Origin of the sequence: Methylophaga nitratireducenticrescens (genome assembly GCF_000260985.4) — a bacterium.
Classification (GTDB): Bacteria; Pseudomonadota; Gammaproteobacteria; order Nitrosococcales; family Methylophagaceae; genus Methylophaga; species Methylophaga nitratireducenticrescens.
Genome location: NC_017857.3, coordinates 3,053,803 through 3,067,511, shown reverse-complemented (window position 1 = coordinate 3,067,511; position 13,709 = coordinate 3,053,803). Strand labels below are relative to the sequence as shown.

19 protein-coding genes are annotated in these 13,709 nt (G+C 44.4%); 9 read left to right on the top strand and 10 right to left on the bottom strand.

Annotated features, from left to right (window positions below; genetic code table 11):
- Nucleotides 1–4 precede the first annotated feature (4 nt).
- Both Q7A_RS14760 and Q7A_RS14755 read left to right on the top strand, forming a co-directional pair.
- Entirely contained in the window at nt 5–250 is a 246-nt protein-coding gene (locus tag Q7A_RS14760) for a type II toxin-antitoxin system CcdA family antitoxin (protein WP_014707639.1), read from the top strand.
- On the top strand, nt 250–567 hold the full coding sequence (locus tag Q7A_RS14755) for a CcdB family protein (protein WP_014707638.1): 318 nt from the start codon (nt 250–252) through the stop codon (nt 565–567). The genes Q7A_RS14760 and Q7A_RS14755 overlap by 1 nt, the downstream gene beginning before the upstream one ends.
- A 15-nt stretch (nt 568–582) precedes the next feature.
- Here Q7A_RS14755 and Q7A_RS14750 read toward each other — a convergent pair whose 3' ends face one another.
- The gene (locus Q7A_RS14750) at nt 583–1,026 is read right to left on the bottom strand and encodes a DODA-type extradiol aromatic ring-opening family dioxygenase (protein WP_202971540.1); all 444 of its coding nucleotides are present in this window, start codon (nt 1,024–1,026) and stop codon (nt 583–585) included.
- 439 nt (nt 1,027–1,465) lie between these two features.
- Between Q7A_RS14750 and Q7A_RS14745 the strand changes: the two genes are divergently transcribed.
- Nucleotides 1,466–1,915 (top strand): hypothetical protein, encoded by a 450-nt coding sequence (locus Q7A_RS14745; protein ID WP_041354623.1) that lies wholly within the window; start codon nt 1,466–1,468, stop codon nt 1,913–1,915.
- Between the two features lie 67 nt (nt 1,916–1,982).
- On the opposite strand, the gene Q7A_RS14740 is transcribed toward Q7A_RS14745, so the two are convergent.
- From Q7A_RS14740 to Q7A_RS14720, 5 genes are all read right to left on the bottom strand, one after another.
- Nucleotides 1,983–2,477 (bottom strand): hypothetical protein, encoded by a 495-nt coding sequence (locus Q7A_RS14740; RefSeq protein ID WP_041355218.1) that lies wholly within the window; start codon nt 2,475–2,477, stop codon nt 1,983–1,985.
- 37 nt (nt 2,478–2,514) lie between these two features.
- The gene (locus tag Q7A_RS15150; protein ID WP_014707634.1) at nt 2,515–2,733 is read right to left on the bottom strand and encodes a hypothetical protein; all 219 of its coding nucleotides are present in this window, start codon (nt 2,731–2,733) and stop codon (nt 2,515–2,517) included.
- 262 nt (nt 2,734–2,995) lie between these two features.
- Nucleotides 2,996–3,331, bottom strand: coding sequence for a hypothetical protein (locus Q7A_RS14730; RefSeq protein ID WP_041354621.1), 336 nt, complete (start codon nt 3,329–3,331; stop codon nt 2,996–2,998).
- Between the two features lie 55 nt (nt 3,332–3,386).
- Nucleotides 3,387–3,671, bottom strand: coding sequence for a type II toxin-antitoxin system RelE family toxin (locus tag Q7A_RS14725; RefSeq protein WP_041354619.1), 285 nt, complete (start codon nt 3,669–3,671; stop codon nt 3,387–3,389).
- Nucleotides 3,661–3,912: a type II toxin-antitoxin system Phd/YefM family antitoxin gene (locus tag Q7A_RS14720; protein ID WP_041354617.1), complete on the bottom strand. Its 252-nt coding sequence runs from the start codon at nt 3,910–3,912 to the stop codon at nt 3,661–3,663. The genes Q7A_RS14725 and Q7A_RS14720 overlap by 11 nt, the downstream gene beginning before the upstream one ends.
- A 193-nt stretch (nt 3,913–4,105) precedes the next feature.
- Between Q7A_RS14720 and Q7A_RS14715 the strand changes: the two genes are divergently transcribed.
- Together Q7A_RS14715 and Q7A_RS14710 are read left to right on the top strand one after the other, a co-directional pair.
- A complete protein-coding gene (locus Q7A_RS14715; protein WP_007113097.1) occupies nt 4,106–4,327 on the top strand; it encodes a TA system antitoxin ParD family protein in 222 nt (73 codons plus the stop codon).
- On the top strand, nt 4,320–4,610 hold the full coding sequence (locus Q7A_RS14710; protein WP_014707632.1) for a type II toxin-antitoxin system RelE/ParE family toxin: 291 nt from the start codon (nt 4,320–4,322) through the stop codon (nt 4,608–4,610). Before Q7A_RS14715 ends, Q7A_RS14710 begins: the two co-directional genes overlap by 8 nt.
- A gap of 327 nt (nt 4,611–4,937) precedes the next feature.
- On the opposite strand, the gene Q7A_RS14705 is transcribed toward Q7A_RS14710, so the two are convergent.
- From Q7A_RS14705 to Q7A_RS14695, 3 genes are read right to left on the bottom strand one after another with little or no spacing between them, the layout of a single operon-like run.
- Complete coding sequence (locus Q7A_RS14705) at nt 4,938–5,744, bottom strand: aldo/keto reductase (RefSeq protein ID WP_014707631.1); 807 nt, start codon at nt 5,742–5,744, stop codon at nt 4,938–4,940.
- Nucleotides 5,741–6,940, bottom strand: a complete 1,200-nt coding sequence (locus Q7A_RS14700; protein WP_014707630.1) for an FAD-dependent oxidoreductase — start codon at nt 6,938–6,940, stop codon at nt 5,741–5,743. Before Q7A_RS14700 ends, Q7A_RS14705 begins: the two co-directional genes overlap by 4 nt.
- On the bottom strand, nt 6,937–7,500 hold the full coding sequence (locus tag Q7A_RS14695) for a D-sedoheptulose-7-phosphate isomerase (protein WP_014707629.1): 564 nt from the start codon (nt 7,498–7,500) through the stop codon (nt 6,937–6,939). The genes Q7A_RS14700 and Q7A_RS14695 overlap by 4 nt, the downstream gene beginning before the upstream one ends.
- Before the next feature lie 115 nt (nt 7,501–7,615).
- Between Q7A_RS14695 and rfaP the strand changes: the two genes are divergently transcribed.
- The 4 genes from rfaP to Q7A_RS14675 are packed head-to-tail and all read left to right on the top strand — an operon-like array spanning nt 7,616 to nt 11,961.
- Complete coding sequence (gene rfaP, locus Q7A_RS14690; protein WP_041355216.1) at nt 7,616–8,416, top strand: lipopolysaccharide core heptose(I) kinase RfaP; 801 nt, start codon at nt 7,616–7,618, stop codon at nt 8,414–8,416.
- 5 nt (nt 8,417–8,421) lie between these two features.
- Nucleotides 8,422–9,801 carry a lipopolysaccharide kinase InaA family protein gene (locus tag Q7A_RS14685; RefSeq protein WP_014707627.1) on the top strand — a complete coding sequence of 460 codons (1,380 nt, stop codon included), beginning with the start codon at nt 8,422–8,424 and terminating at the stop codon, nt 9,799–9,801.
- Nucleotides 9,802–9,833: 32 nt separating this feature from the next.
- The gene (locus tag Q7A_RS14680; protein WP_014707626.1) at nt 9,834–10,961 is read left to right on the top strand and encodes a glycosyltransferase family 4 protein; all 1,128 of its coding nucleotides are present in this window, start codon (nt 9,834–9,836) and stop codon (nt 10,959–10,961) included.
- A 40-nt stretch (nt 10,962–11,001) separates the two neighbouring features.
- Nucleotides 11,002–11,961 carry a glycosyltransferase family 9 protein gene (locus Q7A_RS14675; protein ID WP_014707625.1) on the top strand — a complete coding sequence of 320 codons (960 nt, stop codon included), beginning with the start codon at nt 11,002–11,004 and terminating at the stop codon, nt 11,959–11,961.
- Here the strand turns inward: Q7A_RS14675 and Q7A_RS14670 are convergent.
- Entirely contained in the window at nt 11,958–13,682 is a 1,725-nt protein-coding gene (locus tag Q7A_RS14670) for a carbamoyltransferase family protein (RefSeq protein ID WP_014707624.1), read from the bottom strand. The genes Q7A_RS14675 and Q7A_RS14670 overlap by 4 nt on opposite strands.
- Between the last annotated feature and the right edge of the window lie 27 nt (nt 13,683–13,709).

Sequence of the window (13,709 nt, the reverse complement as noted above, 5' to 3'; positions counted from 1 at the left end):
AAGTATGCAATCTCTATTCGACCTTGAAGCGCCAAAAAAACCAACAAATCTTAGTGTTAACAGTGATCTATTGAAAAAAAGTAAGGCAATGAACATTAATCTTTCGGCCACGCTTGAACAAGCACTTACCGATAAATTGGCCAAGTTAAATTCAGAAAAGTGGGCTGAAGAAAATAAAAATGCCATACAAGCTTACAATGAGTTTGTAGAGGAACATGGTTGTTTCGGTGATGAATTCAGGGAGTTTTAATGGCACAATTTGACGTTTACCAAAACCCAAGCAAAACCACCCGTAATGCATTTCCTTATCTGGTTGATATTCAAAGTCCCGTTATCTCTGAAATTTCCACCAGAATTGTTATTCCGCTCGGAAGACTGAACAGTTTCAAGAACGAGGTGATGATTAATTTAACTCCAGTAATAGAATATGATGGAGAAAAGCTTCTATTACTCACCCCGCAAATCGCTTCCATCCCATCAAAACTTTTAAAAGATCCAATCGGTTCTTTAAATCATTTTCGTGATGAAATTATATCCGCATTAGACTTTGCCATTACGGGTGTTTAATTCTACTTTTTAATATCATTCCCAAAGATACATGCGCGCTTTTTTATTGCGCACCTGTAATTCAAATGATTTTGAACAAACCGTTGCAGCAAATCCATAACAGACGTGAAGGGAAAGCAAGTGTTCTTTTCTTGGGTGGCAATAGCGTGCAAAAGGTGCCGACTGCCAATTGATAAACCTTTGTTCTCTTTCCGTTTCAGTCAGCTTTTCATCACAACACTTTTCAAGTAACCAGTCTTCGAATGACTCATTCATGGTTTTTGCTTCATCTGTCTCAGCTGTGAAAAAAGCCCGCATATTGTGAAATAAAAACCCGGAACCTATCAGCAGCAATGATTGATCCCCCAAAGTTTGTAGAGCCTGTCCCATCTTGATATGCAGCTCAGGGTCGAGACTGTTGACCAAAGACAATTGAACGCTGGGGATATCTGCTTCTGGATACATGATTTTTAATGACACAAACAGACCATGCCACCAGTGTCAGGGTAGATAAAAGCAATTTATCCGCAGGTGGTATGCAGCTCAGGGTCGAGACTATTAACCAGAGACAATTGAACGCAGGGGATATCCGCTTCCGGATACATGATTTTTAATGACACAAACAGACCATGCCACCTGTGTCAGGATAGATAAAAGCAATTTATCCGCGGATTACGCAGATGGACGTAGAATTATGAAGTATTGTCATTTTCTTTGTGATCAGCTGTTGATGACTTGAGACAAACAAAAAACCCATGGAATGGATTTATCCCAAATCTGTTTTAGATCCTCATACCTGTACTTTCCACATTCAGAAATTATGTTGATTTCGTATGCTTTCTCTTGGCATTTAACTTTTAGATATGTTTGGCATAAATCCTGCCCTACCACTATGAATGTTCTTGGCAAGGAGATAAAAATGCAAGTTAATAACGTTTCGTATGCAACTGGGATAGCTCAACTACATAAAAGTGGCAACAATTTGCCGCTTGCTAAAGTGCAAAACTTACAAGAATCCTCTTCTAACTCTATACGAGAACTGGCTAAATCTATTGACCCCAGCAATATGAGCAGGAATGAAGCCCGGGCCATCGTGGATGCTCAAAGGCAAGCTGGTGAACCAATAGAATTGGACAACCCATTTCTCTTGCACAGTATGATCTTGGTAAACGAAAATGGTCAGTTACGCAATGCAACGGAGACTGACCCAATTATGAATGAAAAATTTAATATGTTCGATGCCTTTAAAAGTGAAATTGAATTCAACATATCGAAAGGCCTTTCCACAGACACATTAGAAAAAGGGTTAGACTTCTTAGAGAAATTTAAAAACTTAAGAGAGACTGCAGAGATCAACCTTTACGCATAACGCGAAGCTTAACTGCGGCTATCGGCTTCGTACTAAACTAGGGACTGGTTAAATGTTATAGGTTTACTCAGACTGCGTCCCATGAATAGCTGGCGTTTTTACCTTTGCCCTTGCCAAGCTTTTTTCGGTCAATCAGTCGAGATTCAAACTGAAAGTTCTCGTCTATTTTAACAACGAGTAACTTGTTGAAATTACCTGCTCTCTTGACCAATACTTTACCTTTAGTTTTTTCAGGGGAAATCGTTTTGATCTCAATCCAGTCGTTTCCCATACGACCATCTGATCCAGCCATTCCAGGAAGATGACGTTTGATCCCATATTTCATCTCAGCATAAAGCTCACCGAGCTCTCCCCAAATTTGAAGATAACGACCAGTGAGTCTGTGGTACTCAGCAGCGTAATAGACCAACTCCTCAAAAACTTTGCTAAATTCAACGGGAGTATTCGGAAACTCAGCCTTGAGGTCTTGTTCGTGCAATTGGCCATTAATCCACTGCCAACTAATCCATTCCCCATCATCCCAAATGCCATCAGATGGATCGCTGATGGGAAGTCCTGTCATTGCACACCGCATCTTGGTCTCTCCCTGTATTTAACAATTATGCCGCTATCAACTTATTCAGCAGTTCCGCATATTCCAAGACATTGGCAATAGCCTCGCGAAGCTCGTTATCAGGAACCGACTTACCGTGAATAACGCGATCCCGAGTCTTCTTTGCTTCCTCCAGTTTTTCAATTGTCTCCTTGCTGAGCGGAGAACCAAAAACGTTTTTGAATATATCCTTGAACCCATCACGGGTTAAGTGTTGGTAGTTCATGACACGAGAAAAAATCCCGTTTTCCGCGGTGAATCTTGACCATACCCCTATACAGAGTTCTGTTCTGAGCCTGCTCACACCTGAGAAAAACGTATGCAAGCGGTATGTCATAGGGAAACTCATTACTAACCGGATTGGGAAGGTGTAACAAGTAATCCTTCACCTCCTGAGCCGGTTCCTCATAAAATTGATTCAATGCGATGTATGTGGGAATTCTAGCCATGACTTTCCTGAGGCATAACGCCAATATTATGTGCTTGGACTACTGAGTACACGGCTGTAGCGAAAAAACGAAAAGCCCAAACCATACATTACCAAGCAATATCAGCAACTTGATTGCATTCCGAGCAAACGCGGGAATATTTTGATAGCGGTATAAAGAGCCAATGACCACCCATTGCACAGCCAGCCACACAGCTGAGAAATACAAAATGCCTTTGTGACACTCTATGTCAGAGGCGGTGTAATAGGCATACCTCCACCCCGAAACCATACCCGTGGTGAGAAGCACGAGAATCGCGCAAGACAGCAGATTGCGCCAACGCGGGTACTCGGTGCTTAAAAGCTTTTCCTTCGCTTCGGTCAAATTTTTCGTCATTCAAATCTCTTCACGAACTGCCACATAATGACCATGTAATGGCGTGATGCTGGCCTCATTTTCGGTCCTTCAATGTCTGGTAGACCTTCCCTTTCTTTCGTTTACCAGCGACAAGGACATAGATGACTAGCTCTTCATCTACCACTTCGTAAACCAAACGGTAGCCAGCTGATCGTAGTTTAATTTTGTACACGGAGCTATAGCCTCCAAGCTTTGCTGAAGGTATTCTTGGATTAATAAGTCGCTCTTCAAGTTTCTTCTTAAACTGACTTCTTATAGGAGCGCTCAGCTTCTTCCATTCCTTCAGTGCTGAAGGGACAAATTTCAGCTTATAGGTCATCCAGTGACACCGCGACGGCTTCTGCGCGCTCACCATGGCGCTCTTCGACCAGCTTGCCCAGTTCGTAATCCTCAATCATTTCCATCATAGCTTCATACGTATCTGCAGGTATGAAGTATGCAGCAGGCTTGTTATGGTTCAGGACAGCAATAGGGGAGCCACAGGCCTGGGATAGCAATGATGATGGATTTTTCTTTAATTCTGAGATGCTTACAGAGAAATCTGCTAATACTTGGCGCATATAAACCTCATAAATGACCTAAATAAAGATCTTATATTAGGTCATTTGTATGACGTTGACTAGAGGCAAATTGAACCATAACGCTGCGCTTTGCGGCTGCTTTGTAGCGCCAGCGGAAAAGCAGCGATTTGTTACAAATTGCCTCAATTGTGGCATATTGCTACAATCTAAAAACTCAACGTAGGAGGTACAAATGGCTACGAACAGCATTCGCTTAGATCAAAATCTTATTGAAAAAGCCACTATTATAGCCAAAGCGCTTAATCGAACCCCGCCTAAACAAATAGAGCATTGGGCAAAAATCGGCGAGATGATGGAAGACAACCCGGATTTACCCTACGAGTTTGTCAGGCAAGCCATCATCGCACAGGCAGAGCGGGACGCCGGAAAGCTGGAGGCCTACGATTTTGGTTAAGGCCACCAGTGTATTACAAACCCCTACATTCAAAAAAGCAGTAAAGAAGCTCAAGCTCAACCAGAAAAAAGACCTTGATTTGGCCGTTAAGGAACTAATGGCCAACCCCAACATTGGTGAGCAGAAAAAAGGGGATCTGGCCTTTCTGCGAGTCCATAAGTTCAAAATGAACAAGCAACTGACTCTTCTGGGTTATAGTTTTGATGACGGTGCTCTTGTCCTTGAACTGATGGCCCTGAGCTCACACGAAAACTTCTACCGCGATATCAAGCGGAAGCAGTGACGTTGTAACAGTCTGTTAATCAGGTCTTCGACCTCATAATAATTATTAACGTGAATGGATCATAATTATTTAGCAAACTGTTCTATCCTTTTTAAGTAATTGAAATTAGAACTTTAATATTTGAATAACTATAACTGAAATAATTAATCGTGAATCATTCACGATTAATTTAAAGTTGCATTCTGAAAAAGTCGGTTGGGAATTTGAAGAGTAAAAGTAGCTAAAGCTGTCAAAGTAATCCTATTATTTATCGACGCTAAATCTGCGCCCATCTGCGAAATCTGCGGATAAATATTTAAACCCCAAAAAACTCCGTGCCCTCCGTGGTTAACTATTTTGAATCGCTGCAATAGCCTTAGCCACATTATCCGCAAGATGAACCGGATTAATCGTCCCAACCACCACACTAGCCACTGCCGGATTGGCAAAGATCATTTCAAAGCTGGCAATTACGCTGTCTTTGGTCGAGTTAGCAGGCAAATGCCCACTGGCGAAAGCTTTTTTGATAAAGATGGCTTTATTGAGCTGCTCAGCCGTATCTATCACGATTTGTTCTTCCTGATAGGCGAGGTTATGGGTGACCATGACGATGTCAGACTGTTGCAGGGCGAGCAGGCCGCCGTCGACGGTTTTGCTGGAGATACCGGTGACAGCAATCAGGCCTTGTTGTTTTAGCTCGTTGAGTGTTTCCAATGCCCGATGCTGTTCGATGATGGGCACATCGTTGCCGTCGGAATGAATCAGCAAAATATCAATCATCTCGCGATTGAGGCGTTGCAGGCTTTGTTCAACACTTCTGATAATCGCATCCCGGGAAAAATCAAAATGTGACTCGCCGGTAGCGGCATCAAACTGTTCACCGGCTTTGGAGCAGATAATCCAGTCATATGGCAGTTGGGGTAATAACTCGCCAAGACGTTGTTCGCTGTTGCCGTAGGCGGGGGCGGTATCAATCAGATTGATGCCTAAATCCCAGGCTTGCTGCAGTAAGGTAATTGCGGCTTCATCATTTGGAATGGTGAATGATTCGGGGTATTTAACGCCTTTATCACGTCCCAGTTTGACCGTGCCGAGCCCCAGCACCGAGACATCCAGTTGGGTACCTGGAATATTTTTTTTAGGCAGCTTATTCATTTATTAAATGCCCGATCCCATAGTGGTTCAGCCAGTTGTGCCAAAGGCAAAATATGCTGCTCTGGATGGGCTGTTTTTTGCATATTTTGTATTGCTAGCGCTTCGATAACTTTATCGGCCAGATCGGGTGATAAAGCTAACTTGGTCGGCCAGGCAATATGCAGATTTTTATGACTGCTGACATAGGCGCTATCGGGACGTGCAAAACCGCTTTGTTTGGGTTCGGCTCGATTGACGTTATGAGTAGTCCATTCCAGTTCCGGCAGGGTAAACCACGGCAGGATTTGTTTAAGTAAAACTCGTGCGTCCGCTATTAAACTATCAGGATCTTTGCCTACACCTTCTTCTGCAATATTGCCACCGAGATACCATACGATATTACCGGTTTTATCGGGATGGCTGCTGATGGTGGCAATCGGTTTGCTGCCACTGCCGAGGCTGTGGGCATAAATCTGCGGTAAAGGATTAGCCGAATCTTTTGCTTTGCAGAGCAGCATTTGCAATGGCCGTTTCTGCATTTTTGGACGTGACAGTTGCAGGCTTTTTAACAATTCACCGGTGCCTTCGCCGGAAGTCAGTACAAACTGCTGCGCCTGAATTTCAAGTTCATAGCCGAAACGCATTGCAGTTATTTGGCCATCCTGTTTTATCCATTCCGGTGTACTGTCAGGCGTTTTTAAAATCGTCGCGGTATAGGGTTTGATTAAGACTTTAAGCAAACTGCCGACATCCAGCACAGGTTCGTCCAATTGGTATAACGTGCCTTTAAAGCCTTCATCGGCAAAGAGGCCGCTGCGTTCCGATTTAGGGATATTCTGCATCCGGCTTTGCAGTGCCTTGCTGGCAAAAAACGACACCATTTTGGAAGACAGGCTTTGTGTGGACCAGAGCAGTTGATGTTCGGTAAACACATTGACGCTGGATAAATCGATTTCACCACTGCCTTGCAGGCAAGCTTTCCAGCGAGCCGGCATACCGCTGATGGTTTGCGCGGCGTTGGATAAAATGCCATTTAACGCATATTTGCTGCCACCATGGATAATGCCCTGAGCACTGAGTGTCTGAGCATGGCCTATTTTCTGGTTTTCCAGCAACAGTGAGTGATAACCCAGCTGGCTTAGCCGATTATGCAGCCACAAACCGGCAATGCCGGCGCCGACAATGACCACATCTGCGGTGATGATGTTTTGGCTCATGCTTTGCTGAGTTTCTCGTCCAGTGCTTCACATAACCAGTGACCAATCAGGATATGGCCTTCCTGCACCCGGGCGGTTTCGGTATCGGCGACACAGACACAATGATCAGCAATGGCTTTAAGCTGTCCGCCGCTTTGGCCGGTAAAGGCAATGGTTGCGCAACCGGCTTTTTTGGCGGCATTGATGCCGTTAATTACATTGGCGCTGTTACCGGAAGTCGATAAACCAATCGCGATATCGCCGGGTCGGGCCAGCGCCTGAATTTGCCGATCAAATACAGTTTCAAAACTGTAGTCATTGCTGTGGGCAGTCAGAATTGATGTATCGGTGGTCAGCGCAATCGCAGCCAGTGGTCTGCGGTCTTCTTTATAACGAATCACAAATTCCGCGGCCAGATGCTGGGCATCTGAAGCGCTGCCGCCATTGCCGAAGAACAACACTTTATTGTCATTCAGTACGCAGTTGCTGATAAGGGCCAGTAAATCATTTAATTGAGGCTCCATATCAAACAAGCTTTCAATCATCTTCTGGTGGCGTTGCAAGGTGGATTTAAATGACACGGCTTACCTCATTTCGGCTCTGGTGGTAGTATTTGTGGTTTCCTGCAAACAGTGTAACAAAACGCTGTGCGCGTTCGCACAACTCACTGCTTGGCATAGCCTTTAGATGGCCTTAATGAAAAAGAATTCCTGTTATTTGCGACAAGATTTGGCTCAGGTCTGGGCCGATAAGCCAGTGTTTGATATTTTGGCGAACATCGATGGCGAAATCTTTCGGGATAAGGAAGGCCGCCGTACCTTGCGCTTTGAGCTGAATGACCGATCGTATTTTCTGAAATATCATCAAGGTGTCGGCTGGGCGGAAATCATCAAAAATCTGCTGCAAATGCGTTTGCCGATCATCAGTGCTCGCAATGAATGGCAGGCTATTCATTTTCTGGAAAAGCACGGCATCGAAACCATGACGCTGGCAGGATATGGCGATAAGGGGATTAATCCGGCAACATTACGTTCGTTTGTGATTACTGATGATCTGGTTAATACCATGAGCCTGGAATATGTTGGCGAGCAGTGGCAACAACGGCCGCCGAGTTTTGCCACCAAACAGGCGCTGATCCGCAAGCTGGCCAATATGGCGGGCACTATGCATAAAAACGGCATGAATCATCGTGATTTTTATCTGTGTCACTTTCTGCTGGATGAACGCTTTGCCGAGCACAATACGTTTGATGACAACGCGCCGGTTTATCTGATTGATTTGCACCGTGCGACTATTAGACATAAAACACCGAAACGCTGGCAGATAAAAGATTTGGGCAGCCTGTATTTTTCGGCTTCCAGAGTACCTTTGACTAAACGGGACAAATTACGCTTTATGCAGATTTATTCAGGCTTACCTTTGCGTGCGATGCTCAGTGAGCAGGCCGATTTATGGCGTGAGGTGAAACGTCGCGCGCAAAAGTTGCTGGCGGAATAATGGTGATGTTGACGGCTAAAAGTATACTAAAAGAATTACCTGCCAGTTTTCCAGTTGAATTGGAACTGGGCGGCACAAAGTATCAAATCCTGTCGGTATTACGTTTTCTGGCCGGACGGCGGATTGTTTTGCATGCCAGTAACGAGAGTGGCGAATTTGTGCTCAAGTTATTTGCTGCGCAAGGCAAAGGCCAGCAGGAATATCAACGCGAACTGAAAGCGCATCAACATTGCAGCCAGGCCGATATCGCCGTTGCGCCAATTTTGCAGCATGCTGATGATCAGCAGGGCATCAGTTTTATCATCTATGCCTTTTTGCCTAAAGCGGTGACGTTGAATGCTTTATCAGAAGAAACGTTTCCGTTGACAGTCTTATTTGATTTGTTTGGTCGTTGCCATCAAAACCAGTGCTATCAGCAGGATCCGCATCTGGATAATTTTGTGTTTTCCAATAACACTTTGTATCTATTGGATTTGGCTTCCGTAGTTTGCCCGAAAAAACCGTTGAAAATGACGACCTGCCTGAATAATCTGGCAAGGCTGATGGCACAGTTTCCGCTGGAGCAGCAGGAGTGGTTGTTGAACGGTTTACCTGCTTATTTTGCTGCCAGAAATATGGTGCTGGATCCTATGGTTGAGCAGCAATTACTTGGCAAGATCAAAAAAGCCCGTGACTATCGCCAAGCGCATTATCTGAAAAAGCAGTTTAGATCCTGCACCATGACCCGTTATCGAAAATCGCTGATGCTTGAAGCGGCATTGCGTGGCAATTTGTCTGTATCTCTAGCAGATCAGCCGTTAACGGTTTTAAACCAAGCCATGCAGGATGGGATTTCTCTGAAAAAAGGCAACTCTGCTACCGTTGTAAAAAGTGAGCTGGCGGGACAGCAAGTGGTCATTAAACGCTATAACATGAAAACGCCTTGGCATTTCTTACGACGTTGTCTGCGGAAAAGTCGGGCCAATGTGTCCTGGTACAATGCCAACCTGCTGGAGTTTCTGGGTATTGCTACACCACAACCACTGGGCTTTGTTGAACAGCGGTTTTTCGGGCTGCGGCATAAAGCCTATTTTATTTGCAAGCATATTGCTGGTCGTTCGTTGGCAGACCTTTCTGACTCGGAAATTCAGCAACCGCAGATGCTGCAGCAAATCAGTGATTTATTTGAGCAATTACATCTGCATCATATTTATCATGGTGATTTAAAAGCCACCAATTGGCTGGTCGATAATCAGCAAAAAATATGGCTGATTGATTTGGACGCGATGCAGCAAATCACCAAAACCGGATTTAAGCGTTTGCATAAACAGGATCAACAGCGGTTTTTACGCAATTGGCCGGTTGGCGAAACTCGTCACCTGTTAACCAAAGCGATCAAAGCATAAGGCAACTAAATAGTGTTAAACGGGACGAATTTATGAAGCTGGCGGTATGCCTGTATAAATATTTTGCCTATGGCGGCCTGGCGCGTGATTTTCGGCGGATTCTGGAAATTCGCCGTGATGCCGGGGATGAAATCGATGTGTATTACATTGAATGGCAAGGCGATCCCATTCCCGGTTTTAACCAAATTCCGATTAAGGTTTCAGGGCTAACCAATCATGCCAAAGTACGGGATTTTTATAATAAATCGCAGCCATTAATTGCTGCCGGTAATTATGATCTGGTGATTGGTTTTAACAAAATGCCTGGTCTTGATTTGTATTACGCTGCTGACCCTTGTTATCTGGCGCGGGTCAGAAAAGAGCCAAGCTATATCATTAAACAGTTTTTTGGACGGGTAAGATTCTACGAAGCCTGGGAGAAAGCCGTATTTGGACCGCAAAGCCACACCGTGTCGATGATGATCTCATCGGTACAGCGCAAATTGTTTGAACAGTATTATCAAACCCCACCTGAAAGGCTGGTCGATCTACCACCTGGTATCGATCCTGAGAGAGTGCGTCCGGATGACTGGCAAGTGCAGCGCCAACAATTTCGCCAAGATCTGTCTTTGAATGACGACGACTTTTTACTGCTGATGATAGGTTCCGGTTTTAAACGTAAAGGCGCTGATTTCGCCATCGAAGCCATGGCCGCTTTACCACAGGCATTACGCGATAAAACACATTTGTATGTGGTAGGTGAAGATAATGCCAACCCCTTTGAACAACTGGCACAAAGGCTGGATGTCGCTGAACGAACTCATTTTATGGGTGGACGCGATGATGTAGCAAAATGGCTGCTGTCGGCCGATGTGTTTTTACACCCGGCACGTTCTGAAAATACCGGGACCGTGATTCTGGAAGCCATGGTGGCTGGCCTGCCCAGTATGGTCAGCACTGCCTGCGGTTATGCCAATTATGTCAAAGACTCAAACGGCGGTGAATGTATCGACCAGCCGGAAGATACGTCAGCGTTTACACATCAGTTGGCTAAAATGCTCGATAAACAATGCCTGCAACAGTTGTCACAAAATGCCTTGGATTATGCCGCCACACATGATTTGTACAGCATGCCACAGCGGGCTGCGGAGTTGATAGAAATGTTAGCTATAAAGCAGTAAGCCAATATATTTACAAAATAATTCAAGAAAATTTCAATACATGCAATCAGTTAAAAGAATAGCAATTGTTCCGTTCCCTGCTCTTGGTGATGTGACCATTTGTTTGCGATTAGCACAAAATCTGACTAAAAGTGGTTGCGAAGTAACGTTGTTTGCAAATTTAATTACTTCAGCTGCTTTAAATTTCCCTTGGCTTAAGCTGAGCGCATTGCCAACGAATCCTGCTGTCATGATGCCATCATACGATCTGATCCTTCTGGACGTATTGTCGCCGTGGGTAAAAGATCATTTGGCCGATTTAGGAGTTTCGAAAAATATACTACTGTTCACTTCAAAGAATTATTCTAAAAGCCTTCCAACTAAAACTTTTTCAAATAAAGACTTAATTTCTCAATCATCAGGTACTTTTACCAACCGTCCACTTTGTTTGGATAAAAACAGCACCAGAAGTATGGTTGACTGGGTTGATGAGTATGGGGTGGAGGTATTAGGTGTTAAAGCCGACTCATTGTTACCTGCAGTTACTTTCCATCAGCCAAAGCAAGTTAAAAATTTAGTGGTGATTTTTCCAACTACGCCAAATCCAAAAAAGAACTTTTCTATTAAAGGCTTTAATAAACTTGCAACAAATCTTATTGGGATGGGGTTTCAAGTGGATATTGTTGTTATGCCCCATGAAAGAGAACAGCTAGAAGCTAAATTTGAGAATATAAATGTTAAAAGTTTTGAGCTAATCGCAGATTTAATAGAGTACCTGCGATCAGCTAAGGTTGTTATTAGCAACGATTCGGGAGGAGGGCACCTTGCTGCAATGCTCGGTATTTCCACCATAACTATTACTCGTAAAAATAAAAACTTCGTATGGCGTCCAGGTTATAAGGTGGGGAATGTTGTTTCACCAATGATTACATTAAAATTTGGTGGCGAACATATCTGGCGACCATTTATTTCAATTAAAGAAATTGAAAAAATTACCAAAAAAATTATGTGTAATAGTTAAACTTTGGTGATCAGAATATCTTCCATCACCAGATATTGCAGATCCGAACCGAAGAACATATTTAACGCATCCGTTGGGCTGCAGACCATAGGTTCACCACGACGATTCAATGAGGTATTCAAAACCACCGCATTGCCGGTGAGTTTTTCCATTTCTTCAATCAGTTCGTAATAACGTGGATTGGTCGCTCGTGTGACAATCTGAGCACGGGCAGTACCATCTTCATGAACGACTTCCGGAATCCGTGATTTCCAGCTTTCCGCCACATCAAAGGTAAACGTCATATATGGGCTTGGATGCTCGGTCTGCAAAATTTCTGGTGCTACTTTATCCAGCATACTTGGGCAGAATGGACGCCAGCGTTCACGGTATTTAATCTGTGCGTTGATTCGATCCGCAACACCGGAATGGTTTGGCGAACCCAAAATACTTCGATTACCCAATGCACGCGGTCCAAACTCCATACGACCCTGAAACCAGGCAACCGGATTACCATCGGCTAAAATCTTAGCAGTATCGACACAGACATCATCAAGATATTGCCAGCTGACAGGCTGGCTGTATTGTTCACAGGCATCGATACATTGTTGGGTGGTATAGGAAGGGCCGAGATAGACATGTTCCATTTTCTCGACTGGCACACCAGCCAATTGTGATGCATAGCTTGCCGCGCCAATGGCGGTACCGGCATCACTGGAAGCCGGTTGTACGAACAATTCTTTTACACCGGGCATGGCAATAATGCGCTGATTCAGTTTGACGTTCAGTGCCACACCACCTGCATAAGCGACTTTACCCGTTTCACGAATAATATCGCCAAGGTAAAAATCAATCAGATGCAAAGCACATTTTTCCAGCAACGCCTGAATGCTGGCGGCGTAATCAATATAAGGCTCGTCCTTTTCATCGCCTTCACGCATTGGGCCAAGCCATTCAATGAGTTCCGGGCTGAAGAAGTAACCTTTGCCATCTTTTTTATAACGACGGAAACCGACGGTATTGACCAGCTTGGTATTGACCTTAAACTCGCCATTTTCACAATGAATCAAACGTGAAAAATCAAAACGGTTGGGGTCACCATAAGGTGCCATGCCCATGACTTTAAATTCGCCATCAAGCATTTCGAAACCCAGATACTCGGTCATCGCGCCATAAACGCCGCCGAGGGAATCAGGGTCAAAGAATTCTTTGATTTTGTGAATTTTGCCGTTTTCGCCATAACCAAAAAATGTTGTGGCATATTCACCTTTACCATCAATGCCGATGATCGCAGTTTTCTCCTGAAAACCACTCAAATGATAAGCACTGCTGGCATGGGCCAGGTGATGTTCAACCGGGACAAATTTGACGCGTTTGGAATCAATGCCTAAATCATCCAGCAGTTTCATCACGTTTTTGTGATTACGCCAGTAACGGCGATTACCCGAAAATAAAGCGGTTAATGCCCGATCCGGTGCGTACCAGTGACGTTTGGCATAGTGCCAGCGAGCTGGAGATTGCAGACCGATTTGGGCATAGGGGAAAGCGACGATATCCACCTCATCAGGTCGAATGCCTGCCTGTTCAAGACAGTATCTGGTGGCTTCATAAGCCATCTTGCCCTTGGCATGTTTGTCACGGAGGAAGCGTTCTTCTTCGGCAGCTGCCACCAGTTTTCCATCAATATACAAAGCAGCTGAGGCGTCGTGATTTACCGCGCCGGAAAGGCCTAAAACGATCATAAGTTATCTTCGAGTTGCGTAAAAATG